The sequence below is a fragment of the Polymorphobacter megasporae genome, assembly GCF_018982885.2.
Lineage (GTDB): Bacteria > Pseudomonadota > Alphaproteobacteria > Sphingomonadales > Sphingomonadaceae > Polymorphobacter_B > Polymorphobacter_B megasporae.
In genome coordinates this window covers 630,314-651,694 of sequence record NZ_CP081848.1, presented here as the reverse complement: position 1 = coordinate 651,694, position 21,381 = coordinate 630,314, and the positions used below count along the sequence as shown (strand labels likewise).

Annotated in this window: 25 protein-coding genes; 12 read left to right on the top strand and 13 right to left on the bottom strand. The window is 67.2% G+C overall.

The window, feature by feature from the left end; genetic code table 11:
• Positions 1-45 precede the first annotated feature (45 nt).
• The 8 genes from KTC28_RS03075 to KTC28_RS03040 all read left to right on the top strand — a co-directional run bounded on the left by KTC28_RS03075 (position 46) and on the right by KTC28_RS03040 (position 6,542).
• The gene (locus KTC28_RS03075) at positions 46-600 is read left to right on the top strand and encodes a F0F1 ATP synthase subunit delta (protein ID WP_216709675.1); all 555 of its coding nucleotides are present in this window, start codon (positions 46-48) and stop codon (positions 598-600) included.
• 2 nt (positions 601-602) lie between these two features.
• Complete coding sequence (gene atpA, locus KTC28_RS03070; protein ID WP_216709674.1) at positions 603-2,138, top strand: F0F1 ATP synthase subunit alpha; 1,536 nt, start codon at positions 603-605, stop codon at positions 2,136-2,138.
• A gap of 22 nt (positions 2,139-2,160) precedes the next feature.
• On the top strand, positions 2,161-3,060 hold the full coding sequence (locus tag KTC28_RS03065; RefSeq protein ID WP_216709673.1) for a F0F1 ATP synthase subunit gamma: 900 nt from the start codon (positions 2,161-2,163) through the stop codon (positions 3,058-3,060).
• A complete protein-coding gene (locus KTC28_RS03060) occupies positions 3,057-3,350 on the top strand; it encodes a hypothetical protein (RefSeq protein WP_216709672.1) in 294 nt (97 codons plus the stop codon). The genes KTC28_RS03065 and KTC28_RS03060 overlap by 4 nt, the downstream gene beginning before the upstream one ends.
• A 10-nt stretch (positions 3,351-3,360) precedes the next feature.
• Positions 3,361-3,765 (top strand): organic hydroperoxide resistance protein, encoded by a 405-nt coding sequence (locus KTC28_RS03055; RefSeq protein WP_216709671.1) that lies wholly within the window; start codon positions 3,361-3,363, stop codon positions 3,763-3,765.
• A gap of 21 nt (positions 3,766-3,786) precedes the next feature.
• Positions 3,787-5,241, top strand: coding sequence for a F0F1 ATP synthase subunit beta (gene atpD / locus KTC28_RS03050; protein WP_216709670.1), 1,455 nt, complete (start codon positions 3,787-3,789; stop codon positions 5,239-5,241).
• Positions 5,241-5,651, top strand: coding sequence for a F0F1 ATP synthase subunit epsilon (locus KTC28_RS03045; protein WP_216709669.1), 411 nt, complete (start codon positions 5,241-5,243; stop codon positions 5,649-5,651). Before atpD ends, KTC28_RS03045 begins: the two co-directional genes overlap by 1 nt.
• 75 nt (positions 5,652-5,726) lie before the next feature.
• On the top strand, positions 5,727-6,542 hold the full coding sequence (locus KTC28_RS03040) for a ferritin-like domain-containing protein (RefSeq protein ID WP_216709668.1): 816 nt from the start codon (positions 5,727-5,729) through the stop codon (positions 6,540-6,542).
• Here the strand turns inward: KTC28_RS03040 and KTC28_RS03035 are convergent.
• The 3 genes from KTC28_RS03035 to KTC28_RS03025 are packed head-to-tail and all read right to left on the bottom strand — an operon-like array spanning position 6,526 to position 8,881.
• The gene (locus KTC28_RS03035) at positions 6,526-7,059 is read right to left on the bottom strand and encodes a Smr/MutS family protein (RefSeq protein WP_216709667.1); all 534 of its coding nucleotides are present in this window, start codon (positions 7,057-7,059) and stop codon (positions 6,526-6,528) included. The two genes, KTC28_RS03040 and KTC28_RS03035, sit on opposite strands and share 17 nt — an antisense overlap.
• Positions 7,037-8,245 carry a murein transglycosylase A gene (mltA, locus tag KTC28_RS03030; protein WP_255602220.1) on the bottom strand — a complete coding sequence of 403 codons (1,209 nt, stop codon included), beginning with the start codon at positions 8,243-8,245 and terminating at the stop codon, positions 7,037-7,039. Before mltA ends, KTC28_RS03035 begins: the two co-directional genes overlap by 23 nt.
• A gap of 3 nt (positions 8,246-8,248) precedes the next feature.
• Positions 8,249-8,881, bottom strand: coding sequence for a Tim44/TimA family putative adaptor protein (locus tag KTC28_RS03025; protein ID WP_216709666.1), 633 nt, complete (start codon positions 8,879-8,881; stop codon positions 8,249-8,251).
• Positions 8,882-9,076: 195 nt separating this feature from the next.
• Here KTC28_RS03025 and secB point away from each other — a divergent pair, with 195 nt between their 5' ends.
• The 3 genes from secB to trpS all read left to right on the top strand — a co-directional run bounded on the left by secB (position 9,077) and on the right by trpS (position 12,374).
• Positions 9,077-9,586, top strand: a complete 510-nt coding sequence (gene secB, locus KTC28_RS03020; protein WP_439650119.1) for a protein-export chaperone SecB — start codon at positions 9,077-9,079, stop codon at positions 9,584-9,586.
• A gap of 188 nt (positions 9,587-9,774) precedes the next feature.
• Entirely contained in the window at positions 9,775-11,355 is a 1,581-nt protein-coding gene (gene murJ, locus KTC28_RS03015) for a murein biosynthesis integral membrane protein MurJ (RefSeq protein WP_216709664.1), read from the top strand.
• Positions 11,352-12,374, top strand: coding sequence for a tryptophan--tRNA ligase (gene trpS / locus KTC28_RS03010; protein ID WP_216709663.1), 1,023 nt, complete (start codon positions 11,352-11,354; stop codon positions 12,372-12,374). The genes murJ and trpS overlap by 4 nt, the downstream gene beginning before the upstream one ends.
• Before the next feature lie 39 nt (positions 12,375-12,413).
• On the opposite strand, the gene KTC28_RS03005 is transcribed toward trpS, so the two are convergent.
• Positions 12,414-13,043: a PEPxxWA-CTERM sorting domain-containing protein gene (locus KTC28_RS03005; protein WP_255602219.1), complete on the bottom strand. Its 630-nt coding sequence runs from the start codon at positions 13,041-13,043 to the stop codon at positions 12,414-12,416.
• Positions 13,044-13,369: 326 nt separating this feature from the next.
• Between KTC28_RS03005 and KTC28_RS03000 the strand changes: the two genes are divergently transcribed.
• Positions 13,370-14,047 (top strand): DUF4136 domain-containing protein, encoded by a 678-nt coding sequence (locus KTC28_RS03000; protein ID WP_216709662.1) that lies wholly within the window; start codon positions 13,370-13,372, stop codon positions 14,045-14,047.
• Positions 14,048-14,133: 86 nt separating this feature from the next.
• On the opposite strand, the gene KTC28_RS02995 is transcribed toward KTC28_RS03000, so the two are convergent.
• The 9 genes from KTC28_RS02995 to KTC28_RS02955 all read right to left on the bottom strand — a co-directional run bounded on the left by KTC28_RS02995 (position 14,134) and on the right by KTC28_RS02955 (position 20,884).
• Positions 14,134-14,925 carry a lysophospholipid acyltransferase family protein gene (locus KTC28_RS02995; RefSeq protein WP_255602402.1) on the bottom strand — a complete coding sequence of 264 codons (792 nt, stop codon included), beginning with the start codon at positions 14,923-14,925 and terminating at the stop codon, positions 14,134-14,136.
• Positions 14,926-14,951: 26 nt separating this feature from the next.
• Positions 14,952-15,419, bottom strand: coding sequence for a Fur family transcriptional regulator (locus tag KTC28_RS02990; RefSeq protein WP_216709660.1), 468 nt, complete (start codon positions 15,417-15,419; stop codon positions 14,952-14,954).
• Positions 15,420-15,480: 61 nt separating this feature from the next.
• Positions 15,481-15,903: a Ros/MucR family transcriptional regulator gene (locus KTC28_RS02985; RefSeq protein WP_216709659.1), complete on the bottom strand. Its 423-nt coding sequence runs from the start codon at positions 15,901-15,903 to the stop codon at positions 15,481-15,483.
• Positions 15,904-15,999: 96 nt separating this feature from the next.
• Positions 16,000-16,467, bottom strand: a complete 468-nt coding sequence (locus tag KTC28_RS02980) for a GNAT family N-acetyltransferase (protein ID WP_216709658.1) — start codon at positions 16,465-16,467, stop codon at positions 16,000-16,002.
• Positions 16,464-17,057, bottom strand: a complete 594-nt coding sequence (tsaB, locus tag KTC28_RS02975) for a tRNA (adenosine(37)-N6)-threonylcarbamoyltransferase complex dimerization subunit type 1 TsaB (protein WP_369426572.1) — start codon at positions 17,055-17,057, stop codon at positions 16,464-16,466. Before tsaB ends, KTC28_RS02980 begins: the two co-directional genes overlap by 4 nt.
• Positions 17,057-17,641, bottom strand: a complete 585-nt coding sequence (locus KTC28_RS02970) for a malonic semialdehyde reductase (RefSeq protein ID WP_216709657.1) — start codon at positions 17,639-17,641, stop codon at positions 17,057-17,059. The genes tsaB and KTC28_RS02970 overlap by 1 nt, the downstream gene beginning before the upstream one ends.
• A complete protein-coding gene (locus tag KTC28_RS02965) occupies positions 17,638-18,195 on the bottom strand; it encodes a NifU family protein (protein ID WP_216709656.1) in 558 nt (185 codons plus the stop codon). Before KTC28_RS02965 ends, KTC28_RS02970 begins: the two co-directional genes overlap by 4 nt.
• A gap of 67 nt (positions 18,196-18,262) precedes the next feature.
• Positions 18,263-18,727, bottom strand: coding sequence for a universal stress protein (locus tag KTC28_RS02960; protein ID WP_216709655.1), 465 nt, complete (start codon positions 18,725-18,727; stop codon positions 18,263-18,265).
• A gap of 51 nt (positions 18,728-18,778) precedes the next feature.
• Positions 18,779-20,884: a prolyl oligopeptidase family serine peptidase gene (locus tag KTC28_RS02955; RefSeq protein ID WP_255602399.1), complete on the bottom strand. Its 2,106-nt coding sequence runs from the start codon at positions 20,882-20,884 to the stop codon at positions 18,779-18,781.
• Positions 20,885-21,381: the final 497 nt, after the last annotated feature.

Here is a 21,381-nt window from a genome sequence, read left to right as displayed (position 1 = left end):
TCCGGGGCAAATCTGCTCATTGGCTTCCTGTTTTGGGCGAGTTTCGTGGAAACATCGGGCGGCATCGTTGCTGGACTATCGGGGCGTTATGCCACAGCCCTGTTCGACCTCGCGCGTGACGCGAAGGCGGTCGACGCGGTTGCGGCGAGCCTATCGTCGGTCACCGCCGGCCTCGCCGAATCGGCTGACCTGCGGATGCTGACGACGAGCCCGATGATCGACCGCGCGACCGCGACCCGGACGATCGAGGCGGTTGCGACCGCGATGCAGCTCGACCCGCTGACCGCGAAATTCCTCGGTGTCCTCGCACATAACCGGCGGCTGTCGGCGCTGCCGGCGATTATCCGCGACTTTTCCAAGCTGACTGCGAGCCAGCGCGGCGAGATCACTGCCGAGGTCACGAGCGCGCACCCGCTCGACGCCGACCAGCAGGTCCAGCTCAAGGCCAAGCTTCGCGCCGGGCTCGGCGCCGATGCCGCCCTTATTCTCAACGTCGATCCCGAAATCCTCGGCGGGCTGATCGTCCGCGTCGGATCGCGGATGGTCGATAGCTCGATCCGCACGAAATTGAACACGCTCGCCACGGCGATGAAAGGCTGACGATGGACATCCGCGCCGCAGAAATCTCGAAAGTCATCCGCGACCAGATCGCGTCGTTCGGCACCGAAGCGCAGGTCAGCGAAGTCGGCCAAGTCCTATCGGTCGGCGACGGTATCGCCCGCGTCTTCGGCCTCGACAACGTCCAGGCGGGCGAGATGGTCGAATTCCCCGGCGGCGTCCAGGGCATGGCCTTGAACCTCGAAGCCGATAACGTCGGCATCGTCATCTTCGGCTCGGATTCGGGCATCAAGGAAGGCGACACCGTCAAGCGCACCGGCACGATCGTCGACGTGCCGATCGGCAAGGGCCTGCTCGGGCGTGTCGTCGACGGCCTCGGCAATCCGATCGACGGCAAGGGTCCGATCGAAAACGTCACGCGCAGCCGCGTCGAGGTCAAGGCCCCCGGCATCATCCCGCGTAAGTCGGTCAACGAGCCGATGCAGACCGGCCTCAAGGCATTGGACGCGCTCGTTCCCGTCGGCCGCGGCCAGCGCGAGCTGATCATCGGCGACCGCCAGACCGGCAAGACCGCCGTCGCGATCGACACCTTCATCAACCAGAAGGCGCCGAACGCCGCCGCCGGTGACGACGACAGCAAGAAGCTGTTCTGCATCTATGTCGCGATCGGCCAGAAGCGTTCGACCGTCGCCCAGATCGTCCGCGCGCTCGAAGAAAACGGCGCGATGGAATACACCATCGTCGTGGCTGCTACAGCAAGTGAACCAGCCCCGCTCCAGTTCCTCGCCCCGTACACCGGCTGCACGATGGGCGAATATTTCCGTGATAACGGCATGCACGCGGTCATCGTCTACGACGACCTGTCGAAGCAGGCGGTCGCGTATCGCCAGATGTCGCTGCTGCTCCGCCGCCCGCCGGGCCGCGAAGCCTATCCCGGCGACGTCTTCTATCTCCACTCACGCCTGCTCGAGCGCGCCGCGAAGATGTCCGACGCGCACGGCAACGGCTCGCTGACCGCGCTGCCGATCATCGAGACGCAGGCGGGCGACGTGTCGGCGTACATCCCGACCAACGTCATCTCGATCACCGACGGCCAGATCTTCCTCGAGACTGAGTTGTTCTTCCAGGGCATCCGCCCCGCGATCAACGTCGGGCTTTCGGTCAGCCGCGTCGGTTCGGCGGCGCAGACCAAGGCGATGAAGAAGGTCGCCGGGACGATCAAGCTCGAGCTCGCCCAGTATCGCGAGATGGCGGCGTTCTCGCAGTTCGGCTCCGACCTCGACGCCTCGACGCAGAAGCTGCTCAACCGCGGCGCCCGCCTGACCGAGCTGCTCAAGCAGGGCCAGTACAAGCCGATGCCGTTCGAGGAGCAGGTCGTCAGCATCTTCGCGGGCGTGAACGGTTATCTCGACAAGGTCCCGACCAAGGACGTCACGCGCTACGAAGCCGGCCTGCTGGCGGAGGCGCGGAGCAACCACGCCGACGTCCTCACCGCGATCCGCACGTCGAAGGACATCAGCGACGACACGAAGAAGGCGCTGAACGCGATGCTGACCGAATTCGGGCGGACGTTCGCGTAAGCGGGCGGCTGGGGAAAGCTAGATGGCATCGCTCAAAGCGCTCAAGCTGCGGATCTCGTCGATCAAGTCGACGCAGAAGATCACCAAGGCGATGAAGATGGTCGCCGCGGCGAAGCTGCGCCGGTCGCAGGAAGCCGCCGAAGCCGCGCGCCCGTATTCGGAGCGCATGGCGGCGGTGATGGCGTCGCTCGGCTCGCGGATCACCGTCGGACCTGAATCACCGAAGCTGCTCGCCGGGACCGGGGCCGACCAGACGTATCTGCTCGTCGTTGTCACCTCGGAGCGCGGGCTCGCGGGCGGGTTCAACACCAACATCGTCCGCATGGCGCGCAAGCGTGCCGACGAGCTGATCGCGCAGGGCAAGACCGTCAAGCTGCTCCTCGCCGGGCGCAAGGGCCGCGCCGCGTTCATCCGCACCCACCGCGACATGATCCTCGACACGCTCGACCTCGTCCACGGCAAGGCGCAGCTGTTCGCCGACGCGCAGGTCATTGCGCAGCAGGTCATCGACCGCTTCGCGCACGGTGAGTTCGACATCGCCGAGCTGTTCTTCTCGCGCTTCCGCTCGGCACTCGTGCAGGAGCCGACCACGGTCCAGCTCATCCCTGCAGCGCTGCCGGTCGCCAAGACCGCCGAGCCGGTGGTTGCCGCCGGAGGCCCGCCGCCCGCCGCGATCGAGTATGAGCCCGACGAGGAATCGATCCTTGCTGACCTGCTCCCGCGTAACCTTGCGGTGCAGATCTTCCGCGCGATGCTCGAGAACCAGGCGAGCTTCTTCGGGGCGCAGATGACCGCAATGGACAACGCCACGCGCAACGCCGGCGACATCATCACCCGCCTGACGATCGTCTATAACCGCACCCGCCAGGCGGCGATCACGACCGAACTGATCGAGATCATCGCGGGCGCCGAATCGCTTTGATAGCGCGCGCTCTTCTCGCGCTCGGAGCGCTGGCGATCGTCGCTGCCGCGCCCGTCGGGCCGAGCGCGGCGGAGTTTAGCGCGCTGCGGACCGCCAAGGGCGAGACGTGTCCGCCGATGCGCAAGCTGTCGTGCGCCGCACTCGGCGACCCGAGCGAGCTGAAGTGTTCGTATCAGGAGCGCTTCACCCGCGCGAAGTGGACGCCGACGACCGCGCTCGTCGCGAAAAACGGCACCGGCTGGGATTGGCTCGACGGCGGCCCGCGCTGCTCGTCGCTGCCGCAGCACTAGGATCGAAACGATGGCGTACACGACCACGGCAACGACCAAGGGCGGACGCGAAGGCCGCGCCATCCTCGACACCGGCGCGCTCGCGCTGGCGATGGCCCCGCCGAAGGAAATGGGCGGCGCGGGCGACGGGCATAACCCCGAGCAGCTGTTCGCGCTCGGCTATTCGTCGTGCTTCGGCTCGGCGCTGATGCTCGTCGCGCGCAAGCACGGTGTCGACGGCCAGAAGGCGCGGGTCTCTGCGGCGGTCACGCTCGGCCAGAGCGACACCGGCTACGACCTGTCGGTCGAAATAACGGTGTCGGTGCCCGGCGAGGACCGCGCCAAGGTCGAGGCGATGGTCGCCGAAGCCCATCAGATCTGCCCCTATTCGAAAGCGACACGCGACAATATCACCGTGACGCTGACCGTCGTCTGACCGATTTCTAAGGACCGCATCATGGCCACCACTCTCACCACCAACAACATCGGCCGCGTGTCGCAGGTCATCGGCGCCGTCGTCGACGTCCAGTTCGACACCGAGCTTCCCGCGATCCTGTCGGCGCTCGAAACCCGCGTCGAAGACCGCCGCCTCGTCCTCGAGGTCGCCCAGCACCTCGGCGAGAACACCGTCCGCACGATCGCGATGGACGCGACCGACGGCCTCGTCCGCGGCCAGCCCGTCACCGACACCGGTTCGCAAATCCGCGTCCCCGTCGGTCCGATGACGCTCGGGCGCATTCTCAACGTCATCGGCGAGCCGATCGACGAGCGCGGCCCGGTCAATGCCGAGATCACGATGCCGATCCACGCCGAAGCGCCGCTGTTCATCGACCAGTCGACCGAAAGCGCGATCCTCGTCACCGGCATCAAGGTCATCGACCTCATCGCCCCCTACGCCAAGGGCGGCAAGATCGGGCTGTTCGGCGGCGCCGGCGTCGGCAAGACCGTGCTGATCCAGGAGCTGATCAACAACATCGCCAAGGGGCACGGCGGCACGTCGGTGTTCGCCGGCGTCGGCGAGCGGACCCGCGAGGGCAACGACCTGTATCACGAATTCCTCGAAGCGGGCGTCATCGCCAGCGACGCCGACGGCAACGCGATCAGCGCCGGATCGAAGGTGTCGCTGTTCTACGGCCAGATGAACGAGCCCCCGGGAGCCCGCGCCCGCGTCGCGCTGAGCGGCCTGACCAACGCCGAATATTTCCGCGACGTCGAGGGGCAGGACGTTCTGTTCTTCGTCGACAACATCTTCCGCTTCACCCAGGCGGGCTCCGAAGTGTCGGCGCTGCTCGGGCGCATCCCGTCGGCGGTCGGCTACCAGCCGACGCTCGCGACCGACATGGGCCAGCTGCAGGAGCGGATCACCTCGACCAACAAGGGGTCGATCACCTCGATCCAGGCGATCTACGTCCCCGCCGACGACCTGACCGACCCGGCCCCGGCGACGTCGTTCGCCCACTTGGACGCGACGACGACGCTCAGCCGCTCGATCGCCGAGCTCGGCATCTACCCCGCCGTCGACCCGCTCGATTCGACCAGCCGCGTGCTCGAGCCGCGCACCGTCGGCGACGAGCATTATGCCGTCGCGCGCTCGGTCCAGGAGGTGCTGCAGAAGTACAAGTCGCTCCAGGACATCATCGCGATTCTCGGCATGGACGAGCTGTCGGAAGAAGATAAGCTGACAGTCGCCCGCGCCCGCAAGGTCCAGCGCTTTCTCAGCCAGCCGTTCCACGTCGCCGAAATCTTCACCGGCACCCCGGGCGTCTTCGTCGCCATCGAAGACACGATCAAGGGCTTCAAGGCGATCGTCGCGGGCGAATACGACCACCTTCCCGAAGCGGCCTTCTACCTCGTCGGCACGATCGAAGACGCGGTCAAGAAGGGCGAGCGGCTGGCGCAGGACGCGGCATAATGGCCGAAACGCTCCACTTCGAGCTCGTCAGCCCCGAGAAGCTCCTGCGCTCGGGTGAGGTGTACATGGTCGTCGTTCCCGGCACCGAGGGCGACTTCGGCGTGCTGCCGGGCCATGCACCGCTCGTGTCGACAATCCGCCCCGGCGCGATCCAGGTGTTTCCGACGAGCATGAACGACGTGCCCGAGCGCATCTTCATCGACGGCGGCTTCGCCGAAGTCGGTCCCGACGGGCTGACGATCCTTGCCGAAAGCGCGATCCCGGTCGGCGAGCTCGACGTCGAGGGTGCAGCGCGCGATCTCGCCGCCGCGCGCGAGGCGCTCCGCTCCGCGAGCGGCGAACCCGAGATCGCGGCGGCCGAAGTCCGCATCGCCAAGCTCGAAGCGATGCAGGCAGTCGCGGTCAACTAAGCCACGTGAATCGCTCGAAAGTCGTAACCTTCGGGTTAATGGCAACTTTCGCGCGACTTTGGTATTGATCGCGTAATGACCGGCTGGACCCCTGACGAAATACCGTGGGCGCGCTTCGAGCGCGCTGCGGTCGACGCCGACCTGCTCGCGGTGATCAAGACCGCCGCGCTCGTCGAGGCGAACGCCGCCGACTATGTCGCATACCTCAGCGGCGTGTTCGCGGGTGACGCGGCGTTCCTCGGCGAAATCGAGCGCTGGGGGGTCGAGGAGCAGCAGCACGGCGCAATCCTTGGGCGCTGGGCCGAGCTCGCCGACCCGGGCTTCGACTTTGCCCGCGCGCTCGAGGATTTTCGCGCCGGGTTCCAGATTCCGCAGGGCGTCGACCAGTCAATCCGGGGATCGCGCTGCGGCGAACTCGTTGCCCGGCAAGTCGTCGAGACCGGCACCTCGTCCTTTTACTCGGCGATACGCGACGCAACGCCCGAGCCGGTGCTGCAGGCGATCGCCGGGCGCATCGCCGCAGACGAATTCGCCCACTATCGCCTGTTCCAGACGCATTTCACCCGTTACCACGCCGCCGCGCCGGTCCCGTTGCGCACCCGGCTAGTCGTCGCCGTCACGCGCTTCAGCGAGGCGGGCGACGACGAACTCGGCTGGGCATGGTTCGCCGCGAATGTCCTGCCGTACGACCGCACCGCGCAATATCATCGCCGCTACACCCGCGAATACGGCATCCGTGCACTCCGGCTGTACCGCCGCCGCCACGTCGATAATGGCGTGCGGATGCTGCTTCGCGCGGTGGCCTTGCGCCCCAATGGCACGCTGTTCCGCATGGCGTCGGCGGCAATGTGGGGCCTCCTCCGCCTGCGGGTCGCTACCGCCGCAGGATGACGTACCACGCGCCGCCGCCGCCGTGGCGCGGGTGGGCGGGGCGAAGCGCGGCGATATAGGGACGCAGGTCGGACGACTGGAGCCAGTCGCGGAGCGAGGCGCGGATCACCCCGCGCGGACGCCCAAAGTTATTGGCAATGTCGTCGCTGTCGCGTGCGCCCTTGCCGGTAATGACAAGCATGATCCGCGCGCCGCCGGTCGCCGCTTCGACAATCATCCGCGTCAGCAGTGCGTGGGCGCGGTCGCGCGTATAGCCGTGCAGGTCGACCGTCAGGTCGGGGGCGAGCCGCCCGCTCCGCATCTTGCGGTCCCAGCCGCCGTCGAGCGTCGCCGCGTCGACGGCGATCCGGTTCGCCGCGGGGGCGCGCTTGGGCGGCGGGGGTGCAGGCGGCGGCTGGTCGACTATGACGCGCGGGGCGGGGCCGACGATCGGGCGGACGCGTCCCGGCAGCGGCCGGACCGACGCCGCGACCTGCGCCCATAATGCGCTTTCGTCAGGGTGCAGGCGGCGCGCCATGGACCAGCCTTTCGGCGGCGGCGGCAGGCAGGAGCAGGGTGACGCTGCCGGTCGACGACAGCCCGCCGGCGGTCGCGCGCGCCGCTGCTCCGGCTCCCCAGAAAACGTCGAGCCGGTTCGCACCCTTGATCGCGCCGCCGGTGTCCTGCGCGACGACAAGGTTGCGGAACGGCGCGCCGTCGACCGTCGTGTCGAGCCACACGGGGCCGCCGAGGACGACGAACTTCGGGTCGGCGGCGACGCTGACGCGTGGGGTGAGCGGGACGCCGATCGCGCCGGTCGGGCCAAGGTCGGCGGGGGTCGTCAGGACGCGGAAGAAGACGTAGCTGCGGTTGGCGCGCATCAGTTGGCGCCCGTCGGCGGGGTGGCTGCGCATCCAGCCGATGATGCCGTCCATCGTCGCCTGCCCGGGCGCGAGGACGCCGCGATCGCGGAGCAGCTTGCCGATCGCGGTGTAGGCGTGGCCGTTCTGGCCGTCGTAGCCGACGCGAAGGATCGTGCCGTCGGGCAGCCGCAATCGTCCCGATCCCTGGATCTCGAGGAAGAACGCCTCGTACGGATCCGCCGCCCACGCGAGTTCGAGGCTGCGACCGGTGAGCGCGCCGTCGTCGATCGCGGCACGATCGAAATAAGGAACGAAGGTCTTGCCCGCGATCCGCCCGCGGACGTGCTTTCCGTTCAGGCTGGTGTCGAATGTACCGAGGTCGAGGTCGATAAGGTCGAGCGGGCGGCGGTAGAGCGGCACCGCGAAGCCCGGCGCTGCGGTGCGCGACCCGGCGAGTTCGGGCTCGAAATAGCCGGTATCGAGGCCGCGACCGTCACCGGCGACCACGGGGCGGAGCGCGGTGGCGAAGAATGCGCGCGGGTCGGTCGCGGTCGCGGCGGCGGCACAGGCGGCGGTCCAGTCGCCGGGCAGCGTCAGCCCGCTTGCGTCGGTCCGCTTGAGTAACGCTGGGCATGACCGGCGAAATGCGGTCAGCGCCGGGCCGAAGTCGGCGGTCGCAAACCCCGGACGGCTGGCGAGCGGCGCAGCAAAGGCAATCGTGGGGCGCGGTGTCTCGGCCTTTACGGCGACGCGAGAAGGAGCGGGCGGGACCGTCGCAACCTTAACGCCGCCCGCGCAACCCGCGAGCACCAGACCAGCGGCGACGGCGAGCGCCCGCAACGGGGCGAGCCGGAACGTCACCGCTTACGCGTGAACGTCGGTGGCGATCAGGAGCCAAGCCGGATCGTAGGTGCCGACATGGCGGCTGAACGTCCAGACGTCGTGGGTCTCGGCATCTGCGGTCGATCCCTCGGCGACGATATCGGCGTCGAAGCGAACGGTGACTTCGGCCATCTGCCCGATCATCTGCGCCGCGGTGATCGCCGCCGCGTCGATGCGAACGAGCTTGTTCGCCAGGGCGGTGCCGCCCCGCTGCTCGATCGCGCGCTGGAAGTGCGTCGCGACCTCGTCCGAGACGAGCTTGTCCATCGCTGCCGCGTCGCCCGACCAATAGGCTTCGAGGATCATGCGGTACGCGGCCTGCGCGCCTGTGACGAACTTCTCCGGCTCGAAGCTCGGGTCGGCGTCGGCAACCGCCTGCAGTGCGGGGGCAAGGTCGGCGGCGGTGCCGGTAGGAACGGTGATGAGGCGGCGCGCCGGGGCCTCGACGCGGGTCGCGGCGACGGACACCACCGCGGGGTTGCCCGGGCGAAACGCATCACCGACCGGCTTCTCGCTGCCCGTCCGCTTGCCGAGGACGCTGACGAGGCGCAGCCCGATGAAGCCAGCGAGCATCGCCAGCAGCACGATCTCGATCCAGGTTCCGCTGTCCGACATTGGTCTTCGCCTCTGGTAACGTACCGAACCATAGCAACGCACGGCGCGCCGGTCCATCGGTGTGACATAGGTGCACGCACCTGCGGTACAACCGACCCCTCCAACGCTTGCGCGCCCGGTTGGTGCCTGATAGCGGGTCGGTCCGGCATTTTCCCAGATGAGAGACAAGACATGGTCGACGAGACCGACGACTTCATGGGCGCAACCGATGGCGTGATGGGCGGTGGCAACGGCCTCGACGCCGCCGCGTCGACGCAGCCGCAGGTCAGCATCCTGACCCAGTACACCAAGGACATGTCGTTCGAGAACCCGAACGCGCCCGCGTCGCTCCAGATGGAGACCCAGCCGCGAATCGAGATCAACGTCAACGTCAACGCCCGCCGCGCCGGTGACGACCTGTACGAGGTCGAGCTCAAGATCGAGGCGCGCGCGTACAACAATGACCAGACTGCGTTCGTCGTCGACCTGCTGTACGGCGGGCTGTTCGCGATCCGCAACCTGCCCGAGGAAGCGCTCGAGCCGTTCCTCGTCGTCGAGGCGCCGCGCATCCTGTTCCCGTTCGCGCGCCGCATCGTCGCCGACGCGACCCGCGACGGCGGCTTCCCGCCGCTGCTGCTCGAGCCGATCGACTTCGGTTCGCTGTATATGGCGCAGCAGGCGCAGTTGGCCGAGGGCGCGGGCGCCCCGGCGATGGGGAATGCCTAAGCAAGGCGCGGCCGTCCGGCAGTGAAGCGAACGCCCTTGCGTTCCTTAGCAGCCGGCGGACGCGCGCCGAGCCGGACGGCGGGGCGGCGGGTTAGTCCCGCCGAACCCGTCCGACGGCGCGGCTTTGCCGCGACCTTCTTGTTTCTCTCGTTCTGCCCTCTTCCCGCCCCGCGTAGCCGGAGAGTGGGATGAATCTCGTCCGCGCCACCGGCACGATCGGCGGCCTTACCCTGATCAGCCGCGTCCTTGGTTTCGCCCGCGACGTCCTATTCGCGCGCTTCGTCGGCGCGGGACTTGCGTCCGACTGCTTCCTCATCGCCTTCCGCCTGCCCAACCTGTTCCGCGCCTTGTTCGCCGAGGGCGCGTTCTCCGCCGCGTTCGTGCCGATGTTCAGCCGGACGCTCGGGCCGGGGCGCGGCGACGGGACGGGGGGCGACCTTGCCGCCGGGCGGGTGTTCGCTGAGCAGGTGCTGTCGGTCCTCCTCCCGGTCCTCGCCGGGTTCACCATTCTGATGGTCGCGCTCGCCGGGCCGGTGGTGTGGGCGATGACCGGCGGCTTCCCCGACGCGTCCCCTGAGAAATACCGCCTCGCGGTCGAGTTCACCCGGATCACCTTTCCGTATCTGCTATTGATCAGCCTCGTCTCGCTCCTGGGAGGCATCCTCAATTCGATCGGGCGCTTCTGGGTCAACGCCGCCGCGCCGATCCTGCTCAACCTCGCGCTGATCGCCGGGCTGACGCTGTTCCATGGCGCGACGCCGGTCGAAAGCGCGCGGGTCCAGTCGGCGGCGGTGACGGTCGCGGGCATCCTCCAGTTCGTCTGGCTGCTGTGGGCGTGCCACCGCGCGGGCATCAACCTGCGGCTGACGTGGCCGCGGCTGACCCCGCCGGTCCGCGCCTTGCTGCGGGTAATCGGCCCCGCCGCGCTCGGCTCGGGAGCGGTCCAATTCAACCTGCTGATCTCGACCGCGCTCGCCGCGCGCTTCCTCGGCGAGGGCGCGATCAGCTATCTCTATTACGCCGACCGCCTCAACCAGCTGCCGCTCGGGCTGATCGGCATCGGCATCGGCACCGTCCTGCTGCCGACGCTGTCGCGCCAGCTTGCGGGCGGGCTCGAAGCTCAGGCGATGCACACGCAGAACCGCGCGATCGAACTCGTTTTACTGCTGACCCTCCCCTCCGCCGCCGCGCTCGTCGTCAGCGCCGGGCCGATCATCCACACACTGCTCGAACACGGCCGCTTCACCGCCACCGCTTCGGTCGCGACCGCCGGAGCGCTCGCGACCTTCTCGCTCGGGCTCCCGGCGTATGTGCTAATCAAGGTGCTGACCCCGGGCTTCTACGCGCGGTCGGACACCAAGACGCCGGTGCGGATCGCGGTCGCATCGATGCTCGTCAACCTCGTCGGCAACATCGCCCTGATCTGGCCGCTCGGAATCCTCGGCATCGCACTGTCGACCGCGATAGCGGCGTGGGTCAATGCCGGGCTGCTTTACCTCACCCTCCACCGCCGCCGCCATTTCAGCGTCGACCACCGTCTGCGCAAGAATGCATGGCGGCTCGTCGCGGCGAGCGCGGTCATGGCGGCGGTGCTGCTCTTCGCTGACCGCCTCGTCGCGCCGTGGATGACCGGCAGCCTCGTCGAACGCGGCGTCGCGCTCGCGCTGTTGATCGCGGGCGGCGGGATCGCCTATGTCGTGGCGGCGTATCTCCTCCGCGCCTTCTCGCTCGCCGACCTCAAGAGCCAGCTCCGCAGGGCCCCCAAATGAACCGCGTTTTCTCCGGCATCCAGCCGACCGGCAACCTCCACCTCGGCAACTACCTCGGCGCGCTGCGCAACTGGGTGGCGATGCAGGACGGGACCGGCGGGCATCCGGCCTACGAGTGCATCTATTGCATCGTCGACCTCCACGCGATCACGATGCCGCACGACGCGGGCGGGCTGGCGAATGCGACGCGGTCGATGGCGGCGGGCATTCTCGCCGCCGGGATCGACCCCGCGCGGACGATCCTGTTTGCCCAGAGCGCGGTCGCGGTCCACGCCGAGCTCGCGTGGGTGCTGATGAGCATCGCCCGCACCGGCTGGCTCGACCGCATGATCCAGTTCAAGGAGAAGCGCGGGAAGGACGCCGAAGGGCCGAGCGTCGGGCTGTACGTCTACCCCGTCCTCCAGGCCGCCGACATCCTCGGCTACCGCGCGAGCCACGTCCCCGTCGGCGACGACCAGAAGCAGCACCTCGAACTCGCCCGCGACATCGCGATCAAGTTCAACGCGACCTACGGCGAGGGGCTGCTCGTGCCGCCGCAGCCGGTGATCGGCGGGGCGAAGGGGGAGGCGGCGCGGATCATGTCGTTGCGCGACGGCGCGGCGAAGATGTCGAAGTCCGACCCGTCCGACGCGAGCCGGATCGACCTGACCGACACCGCCGAGGCGATCGTCGCCAAGATCAAGCGCGCCAAGTCCGACGCCGACGTGCTTCCCGACACCGCTGCCGGACTCGAGGGCCGCCCCGAGGCGCGCAATCTCGTCGGCATCTATGCCGCGCTGGCTGGAATGACCGTCGACGCGGTGCTGGCCGAGTATGGCGGCAAGGGTTTCGGCGCATTCAAGCCGGCGCTCGCGGAGCTGACGGTGGCGAAGCTCGCGCCGATCAATGCGGAATACGTCCGCCTGATCGCCGATCCGGGGCACATCGACACTGTCCTGCGCGATGGTGCCATGCGCGCTCGCACGATCGCCGAACCGGTGCTGGCAAAGGTCTACGACGCGGTTGGATTCCTGCGATGACCGGGACAGGTTGCATGCGTTCGCGGAAATCCTGAACCGTTACGCTGCCACCGGCCGTCGACGACGCAGCGCGGTGCCGACGAGTCCGAAGCCGCCGATCATCAACGTCCAGCCCGCCGGTTCCGGAACAGCACCACCTTCGAGCGAAAAGGCGAGATCGGTTGGCAGAGCCGTACTCTCACCGAAAAAGACCTGATATGCCGTGCCGTTGCCGCCGTTGCCTGCCGCCCAGCCCCATGACGGCGGGTAAGTCAGGTCCGGAACGATCGACAGCCAGTACTTCGTCCCGCCGGTCGCGGCGAAATCGACCGCCGCCGAATACGAACCAACGACGCCGGTAAGGCTTTCGCCGGCATTGCCCGCGATCTTCGTGCTGTAGAGAGTCGCACCGGGCGCCGAGGCGGAGTCGGCGGAGAACGTCAGTGTAAAGGCGGTGATGGTGCTAGGCGCGCCGACGAAATACGCTCCAACGAAGTCGACCGTGGTAATTCTGGCCGAGCTTCCGAGCGTAAAGTCATCCGATGCGACGGCGAAATAGCCATACGTCCCGGAGGTGTCGTTCTGGCTGGCGTAAGCGGCGCCGCCCGACGTCGCCGACTGCGAATAAAGCGTCGAGGCACCCGCCGATGCAGCACTGACCAGTAGCATCGACACGAAGAGGATTTTCATAATCAATTGACCTAGCAGTGCATTGCCGTTCAGTAATTTTAGCAAGAAGCGTGCCAAAACGTTAACCAATTGAAATCTTTGTCGGGCGACGGTGTGATCGGAATCAGACTGTAAACGTGCCCGACAATCTACGGCTTTCGACCAGCGGGGCGAAGGAGCGCTGCTGTTTTCCGACCGTCGATCGCCCTAATCGTCCGGCTGGCTTGAACCGTCGCGCCCGGACGCCATATTCGAGGGACAGGAACCCTCTGCCGCGTATTCGGGTTCACACCTTATTCACCGCCAGGTCGATAAGGCGGTTCATCATTCGTTTCGAGGGTAGCCACATGCGTTTTGCCACTATTGCTCCGCTGGTCGCGCTGACCCTCGTTGGTGCCTGCGCCGAGCCGTTCGAGGCGCGGGTCGCGCGCTTCCAGCAGCTTCCCGCCCCCTCCGGCCAGACCTTCACGATCCAGTCGCGTGACGCGCGCAAGGCGGGCGGGCTCGAGTTCGCGACCTACGCCAACCTGGTCACGCAGCGCCTCGAGGCGGTCGGCTATCGCCCCGCCGCCGATCCGCGCGCAGCGACGCTCGTCGTCAACTTCGACTATGCGGTCGGCATGCCGCGCGAGCGGATCGAATCGACCCCGGGCTTCGGCTATGGCTACGGCGGCTTCGGCCCGTACGGCGGGTTCGGCTACGGCGGGTTCGGTCGTCGCGGGTTCGGCTATGGCGGCTTCGGTTACGGCGGCGGTTTCGGCGGGTTCGGTTATGGCGGCTTCGGCGGCTATGGCTACGGCCCCGAGATTTATTCGGTGACCCAGTACAACAGCTACGTCGACATGCGGATCAACCGCGTCGCCGACAATCTCAGCGTCTTCGAGGGCCGCGCCGAGACCGTCGCGACGACGAATGACCTGACAAAGTTGGTCCCGAACTTGATCGCCGCGATGTTCACCAACTTTCCCGGCAATTCGGGTCAGACGGTCAAGGTTCGCGTCGATACGTCGAAGCACCCCGGATAAATCCGGCGTTCCGGATGCGCGCCAATCCGGCGGCGCGGTTCGGGACGGGGTGCGGTCGATGTGCGGGGTGTGTGCGGCAGGCCGGATCAGGCCTCGCCGCGCATCATCTTGCGGTAACCGTCGGCGATCACGTTGTGACAATGCAGCGCCAGCGCTTTGCGGTCGGCGAAGTCGCCAACTTTGACGGCCGGGAAAAATCGTAACTCTGCCCGTACCTTACCGAGCGACATGAAGCTGAGCATATGCGGCGCGAGCGCGGTGTCGCCGATCCACGCGATGTCGGGCAGGCGTTCCCGTGTGATCGGGATGCCATTGAGCCGCGTATAGGCGATCGCGACCGGCTGGATGATAAAGTCCTCGCAGCCCGGCCCCTCGATCGCGGCAAATAAAGCCGACTTGAAGGGCAGCACCGAGACGCCATCGCTATTGGTTCCTTCGGGGAACAGGATGACATTCTCGCCCGCCGCGAGACGCTCGACTATCGCATTGCGCGCTTCACCAGTCTTCTGCCGGCGGTCGCGTTCGACATAGACTGTCCGGCTCAACGTCGATAGCCAGCCGACCGGGCCGTAATTGGCAACTTCAGACTTGGCTACGAACGCCGCAAGGATATTGCTCCCCATCACGGGAATATCGGCCCAGCTGACATGGTTGGCGACAAACAGCACCCCCCCGCGCCGCTCCTGCCGCCCGTGAACGACGACATGGATGCCGAGCGACCGGGTCAAGGCGCGATGGAAAAGCCACGGAATTCGCGGGCGATTCTTGGGGGAGATCCGCCGCATCGCCAGTTCGATCGGCACCAGCGCCGCCGCCGCCGCGCCGATCCCGGCAAACGCCCGTGTCCGCCCGAAGCCACGCCCGCGCACCGGACGCATCCGTGCCACGCGCGTCGCCGGGCTGGTCACGTCGGCGTGGCTACCGGGGACTTCGCGACCGCGGGTTCGTCCGCCGAGGACTTCACGATCGGCACGCCGTATAATTCCATGCGATGATCCACGAGCCGGAAGCCGAGGCGCTCGGCGATCTTGCGCTGAAGTTCCTCGAGCTCGGCGTCATGAAATTCAATGACTTGACCGCTCTCGATGTCGATCAGATGGTCGTGATGTTCCTCGCCCGCCGCTTCGTAGCGCGAGCGCCCGTTGCGGAAGTCGTGGCGCTCGAGGATGCCGTATTCTTCGAACAGGCGGACGGTGCGGTAGACCGTCGCAATCGAAATGCCCGGGTCGATCGCCGCCGAGCGACGGTGCAGCTCCTCGACATCGGGATGATCGACCGCATCCGACAGGACGCGCGCAATCGTCCGGCGCTGCTCGGTGATCCGCAGACCCTTCGCCGCGCACAACGTCTCGATATCGATCCTGCCGCTCATCGGGTCACGTCCTGCTGCCGCCGCACCCTAGAAAGGCCGGGGCGCAGCGGCAAGCCGTGGCTTAGCGCGAGCGCGCAACGTTGCGCTTGGTGCCGAGGCCGATCTTCTTCGCGAGCGTCCGGCGCTGCGCGGCATAGTCGGGGGCGACCATGGGATAATCGGCGGGCAGCGACCATTTGGCGCGATAGGCGTCGGGGGTCATGCCGTAGCGCGTCATCAGGTGGCGCTTGAGCATTTTCAGCTTCTTGCCGTCTTCGAGGCAGACGATGTGATCGGGCTTGATCGAAGCGCGGATCGAGACGGCGGGCTCGAGCTTCGGCGTCTCGATCGGCTCCGGGCCACCCAGGCCTGCAAGCGAAGCATAGACGCTGCTGATCGCAGTCGCGAGATCGGAAACGGCGACGATATTGTTGGCGACGTGCGACGAGACGATGTCGGCGGTCAACGTGAGCAACTCGGCGTGCGCCGCGCGAGGGTCGGTCATGGTAAGCCCTTAACTATTTGTGGAGGATGATTATCGCGTCATATGCAGTGAGCATCCTTTTTTGACAAGCGACTAGGCGACTATATGTGAGTTAATTTATCGGGCCAGATCGCAACGCAATGTGATGGCGTCGAACTTGACGTCGCCGGGGCCGCGGTAATAGTCACGCCGCCTGCCGATAGCGATAAATCCGCCACGTCGATACAGTCCGAGAGCGGGACTATTGTCTTCCCGTACTTCAAGGAATAGTGCGTCGGCCCCGCGGATTTGTGCATCGTGTCGTGCGGCACTGAGTAATTCGCCGCCATAGCCTTTGCCGCGACATAAAGGCGGGACGCCGATGAGTAACAGTTCGGCCTCGGGCCCGACACGGCGACAGAGTGTGAAGCCGACCGGTTCACCATGATCTTCGGCAAGGCGGGCCCAGGCGATCCCGGTGCCGAACGAGCCGAGAACCTGCGGCGCCGACCACGCCTCGCCGTAACGCGGGTCGAACGCCGCGGTCATCACCGTCATGATCGGCGCGATGTCGCGACCGTCGGCGAGGCGCAGCGCCGCGGTCATGCCGCGACCGCGTCGGGCGCGCGGAGGTAGAGTGGCACTGGGGGCAGCGACCAGGCGGAGCGCGGCAGGTGCCGGAGGCTCGCTGCGCGCGGGGGTGCAGGGTCGAGGCATTGCGCGCCGGGGATAAGGGCCGCTCCCGGTCCGGCGCAGGTCGTGCTCGGCGGGAGGGCGATCGTTCCCAAAGCTCCGGCAGCCGCCTCGCCCGTCTCGGCGAAGTCGCGGTCGGACGATTGCCAGTAGACTTGTCCGCGACCGGCATCGGCGACTGCGGTGACTGCGGCCAGTGACGGGTCGGCAGCGAACGCGGCGGCGGCGATCAGGCTCAGCGATCCGACGCCGGTAACGGGTACGCCCCACGCCAGTCCGAGCGCGCGGGCGGCGGCGATGCCGATGCGCAGGCCGGTGAAGCTGCCGGGGCCGATGTCGACGACGATCTCCGTCACCCGGGAGTTGCCGACGACGGCGGCGACGGCAGGCATCAGCGCCTCGGCATGGCCGCGGCCGACTTCGCGATGCTCCTCGGCGACGATGCGGTCATCGTCGAGCAACGCCACCGAGAGCGCGAACGCGGTTTCGATGACGAGGAGCATCAGCTGATTTGTGCCGCCTCGTCGAAGTCCAGCCGCGGCGAGCGGGGGAATAGTTTCTCGGTCGTGCCGTGCCCGATCGAGCAGATGAAATTGGCCTCGACCGTGGTGCCGGCGAAGAACGCGGCGTCGACCTTGGCCTTGTCGAACCCCGACATCGGACCGCAGTCGAGCCCAAGCGACCGCGCCGCAAGGATCAAATACGCGCCCTGCAGGCTTGAATTGCGGAACGCCGTCTCGTGGATCGCGTCGGGCTTGCCGGCGAACCACGACCGCGCGTCGGCGTGCGGAAACAGGTGCGGCAGCTTCTCGTAGAACTCCATGTCCATGCCGACGATCGCGGTCACCGGCGCGGTGCGGACCTTATGGGCATTGGCCGCGCTGACGCACCCGGCCAATTTCTCGCGCGCCTCGACCGAACGGCAGAAGACGAACCGCGCGGGCGACGAATTAGCCGCCGTCGGCCCGAGCTTTGCCAGCTCGTACAGCGTATGCAGCGTTGCGTCGGAAACCGGGGTGTCGGCCCAGCTGTAATAAGTCCGGGCGGTGCGAAACAGTGTGTCGAGCGCCGCGTCGTCGAGCATCATACCGCGCGGACTTCGACGACTTCGGGGACGTAATATTTGAGCAGCGACTCGATCCCGCCCTTGAGCGTCGCGGTCGACGACGGGCAGCCCGAGCACGCGCCCTGCATCTGGAGCGAGACGATGCCGCGGTTGAAGCCGCGATAAATGATGTCGCCGCCGTCGTTCGCGACCTGCGGGCGGATCCGGGTGTCGAGCAGGTCAATGATCTGCGCGACGATGTCGGCATCCTCGGGGTCGTCGTCGATCGCCGCGGCGGGAGCGGCTTCGCCCGCCATGATCGGCGCACCGCTGCTGAAGTGGTCGACGAGGATGCCGAGCACCTGCGTCTTCAGCGACGACCAGTCGGCCGATCCTTCCGCCTTGTTGACCGAGACGAAGTCCGACCCGAAGAATACGCCTTCGACATCGCCGAGGCCGAACAATGCGGCGGCGAGCGGCGATGCTGCGGCGTCCTCCGGCGTGGTGAAGCCGATCGTCCCCGACGGCATGACGGGGCGTCCCGGCAGGAACTTGAGCGTCTGCGGGTTCGGCGTGCGCTCGGTCTCGATGTACATGGTCAGTCTCCGGGGTCACCGCGCATGTGGCGCGCCACGCCCGTCAGATCAAGTCGGGGCCGGCCGCTCACGCCAGTTCGGCAAGGCGCGCGTCGTTGAGGCTGCCGGGCACGATCATCACGAGGCACGGCAGCGTCCCCGCCCGCTCGCCCGAAAAAAACGCCACCAACGGACCCGGCGCACCCTTCGGTGCCGCGCCGAGCACCAGCGCGCGGATCGACGGATCGGCGGCGACGGTCTCGAGCACCGCCGCGGTCGGCTCGCCCTGCCGCACGATCATCCCCGGACGCTGCCCCGACAAGGTGAACAGCTCGTCGGCGACGCCCGCGAGCAAAGCTTCGGCATTCGCCTTGGCCTCGGCCTCGATCAGCTCCTGAACCCCGCCCCATTGCATGAACTCGGTGACCGGCATCGTGTGGAGCAGGGTGACACGGCCATCGACGTGCGCCGCGCGCAGCGCCGCGAAGCGCATCGCCACCCGGCTCTCGGGGGTGTCGTCGACGACGACGAGGAAGGTCCGAACGTTGTCCACGGTGCGCAGTCTAGGCGCTTGCCGCCCCCGGACAAGCCCGGCAAATTAACCCTATTCCATCAGCTTTTTCTGCAGATACGTCATCGTCAGCGCGGTCGTATGCGCCGCCTGCTTGAGGTCCGCCCCCGCGCCGTGCCCGCCCTCGGTGTTCTCGTAATAATAGAAATGATAGCCCATCTCCTCCATCCGCGCAGCGAACTTGCGCGCGTGCTGCGGGCCGACGCGGTCGTCCTTGGTCGTGGTGAAGATGAACGGCTCGGGGTATTTCACCCCCGCGCGCAGGTTCGCGTACGGCGAGGTCTTCTGCCAGAATGCCATCACCGCCGGGTCGGTGTCGACGTTGCCGTACTCGCCCTGCCAAGATGCCCCGGCGGCGATCTGGCCGATGCGGATCATGTCGAGCAGCGGCACCTGGATGACGACCGCGTTCCACAATTCGGGGTGCTGGGTGAACTCGACCCCCATCAACAGCCCGCCGTTCGACCCGCCCTCGATGCCGAGGCGGCGCGGCGAGGTGATCTTTTTGGCGATCAGGTCGCGAGCGACGCTGGCGAAGTCGTCGTAGACGATCTGGCGCTTCACGCCCAAGCCAGCTTCGTGCCACGCCGGGCCGAACTCGCCGCCGCCGCGGATATTGGCGAGGACGTACGCGCCGCCGCGCTCGAGCCACAGCTTGCCCATTGCGCCGCTGTAATCGGGGGTCTCACTAACCTGGAACCCGCCGTACGCATACAGCAAGGTCGGGGTCGAGCCGTCGTACTTCAGGTCCTTCCGGTGGACGACGAAGTACGGGATTTTCGTTCCGTCGGTCGACGTCGCCTCGAACTGCTCGACAACGTCGCGCGACGCATCGAACTTCGCAGGCAGCGTCTTGACCGTTGCCAGCGAGCCCGTCGCGGCGTCGGCGAGCGCGAGCGACGATGGCGTCAGGAAGCCGCTCATCCGCACGAACGCGCGGTTCGAGCGGCGGTCGGCGTCGCCGAGGTCGACCGCGAGATTATCGGGAACATCGAGTTTCGCCCGGGTCCACCGCCCGCCCGCCGCCGGGGTAAACACCCACGCCCGCCCGCGGACGTTGTCGAGCGTGGTGACGACGAGCGTATCGCGCGTCGCGGCGACGTCGCCCAATGCATCGCGCGGCCCGGGCGCCCAAATCAGGCTCGGCTTGAGCGCATCGGGCGCGGCCTCGACCGCGGCGAGATCGAGCTGGGCAAGCGACCCCGACGGCAATGTCGTGCCGGCGGCCGTCCACGCCTCGTCGAGCCTGACGACGACGCGTCCGGCGACGAGGTCGGCGACGCTCGCCTTCGCCGGGATTGCGAGGCGCTTCGTCCCCTTCGGCGTTACGACGAAGGTCTCGTAGTGGAAGAAGTCGATCGCACGCTGGATGATCGTCAGCTGGCGGCCCTGCGCGTCATGCAGGACGACCGGGTTGACCTCGACGTCGGCCTTGGTGCCGCGATAGACCTCGACTGCGGACGACAATGGCTGGCCGCGTGTCAGCCGCTTGACGATGTATGGGTAGCCCGAGCTGGTCAGGTCGCCGGGGGTCCATTCGCTCGCGACGAGCAAATGGTCGGCGTCTTCCCACGCGACGGCGTGCTTGGCGCGCGGCAGGTCGAAGCCGCCCGCAACGAACTTGCCGGTGTCGAGGTCGATTTCACGGACGACGACCGCGTCCTCGCCGCCGTCGGACAGCGAGATCAAGCAGCGCCGCTCGTCGGGTTCGAGGCAGTGCGCGCCGTGCCACACCCAGCTCTTCCCCTCGGCCTTGCCGAGCGCGTCGATGTCGAGGACGGTCTTCCAGTCGGGGGCGTCGGTGCGGTAGCTGGCGAGGGTCGTTGTCCGCCAGATGCCGCGGAGATGGTCGGGGTCCTGCCAGAAGTTATAGATCGCGCCGTGGGTGAAGGTCGGCTGCGGAATCCGGTCCTTCGCCCCAGCGATCGCGAGCGCCTCCTCGTACAGCGTCTTGTAACGCGGGTCGGCCTCGAGCACCCCGGTGCTGTACGCATTGCGCGCATTGACCCACGCCATCGCGCGCGGCGAGTCGACGCTTTCGAGCCAGAGATAGGGGTCGGCGGCAGTAGTGGCGGGGGTCGCGGTTGCGGCAGGGGGGGCGGCGGCTGTCGGTGCGGCGGCACCGCCGAGGGTGGCGATCGTCGAGGCGGCGAGCAGGGTTCGGATCACGGGGTTCCTATCGGACTCAAAGGCGCAAGCAACCTAGGCGACCGCGACGGCGAACGACAATCCCTGCGGCGACACGATCAGCGGCGCGGCGCTGTCCTACAGGGTTGGCGATGCGGTATGATCGCGGGTTCGAGTCGGCGCGTACTTGCCGGCACCGCGTTCTTTCTCATTGTTGGAGTCGTTGTCTTATGCGGCTCGGGAGGGCTGTCACCGAAACATGCAATTCGTCGTGATTTCTCCGCAGAGCTTGCATGCTCAAAGCTCGAAAGCTGGTCGTTTCGTGGACTTGTGTAACCTTTGGGCACGGTCGGCCGCGGGTGGCATTGGCAAGATGCTGAGACGTCTGCCTGAATTGTCATCGCCGCGAAGGCGGGGACCCATCACCACTGAACGTTGGGACGATGGGTCCCCGCCTTCGCGGCGATGACGGCGGAGTGGGCGATCGCTGCCTACGCGGCAATCACAGC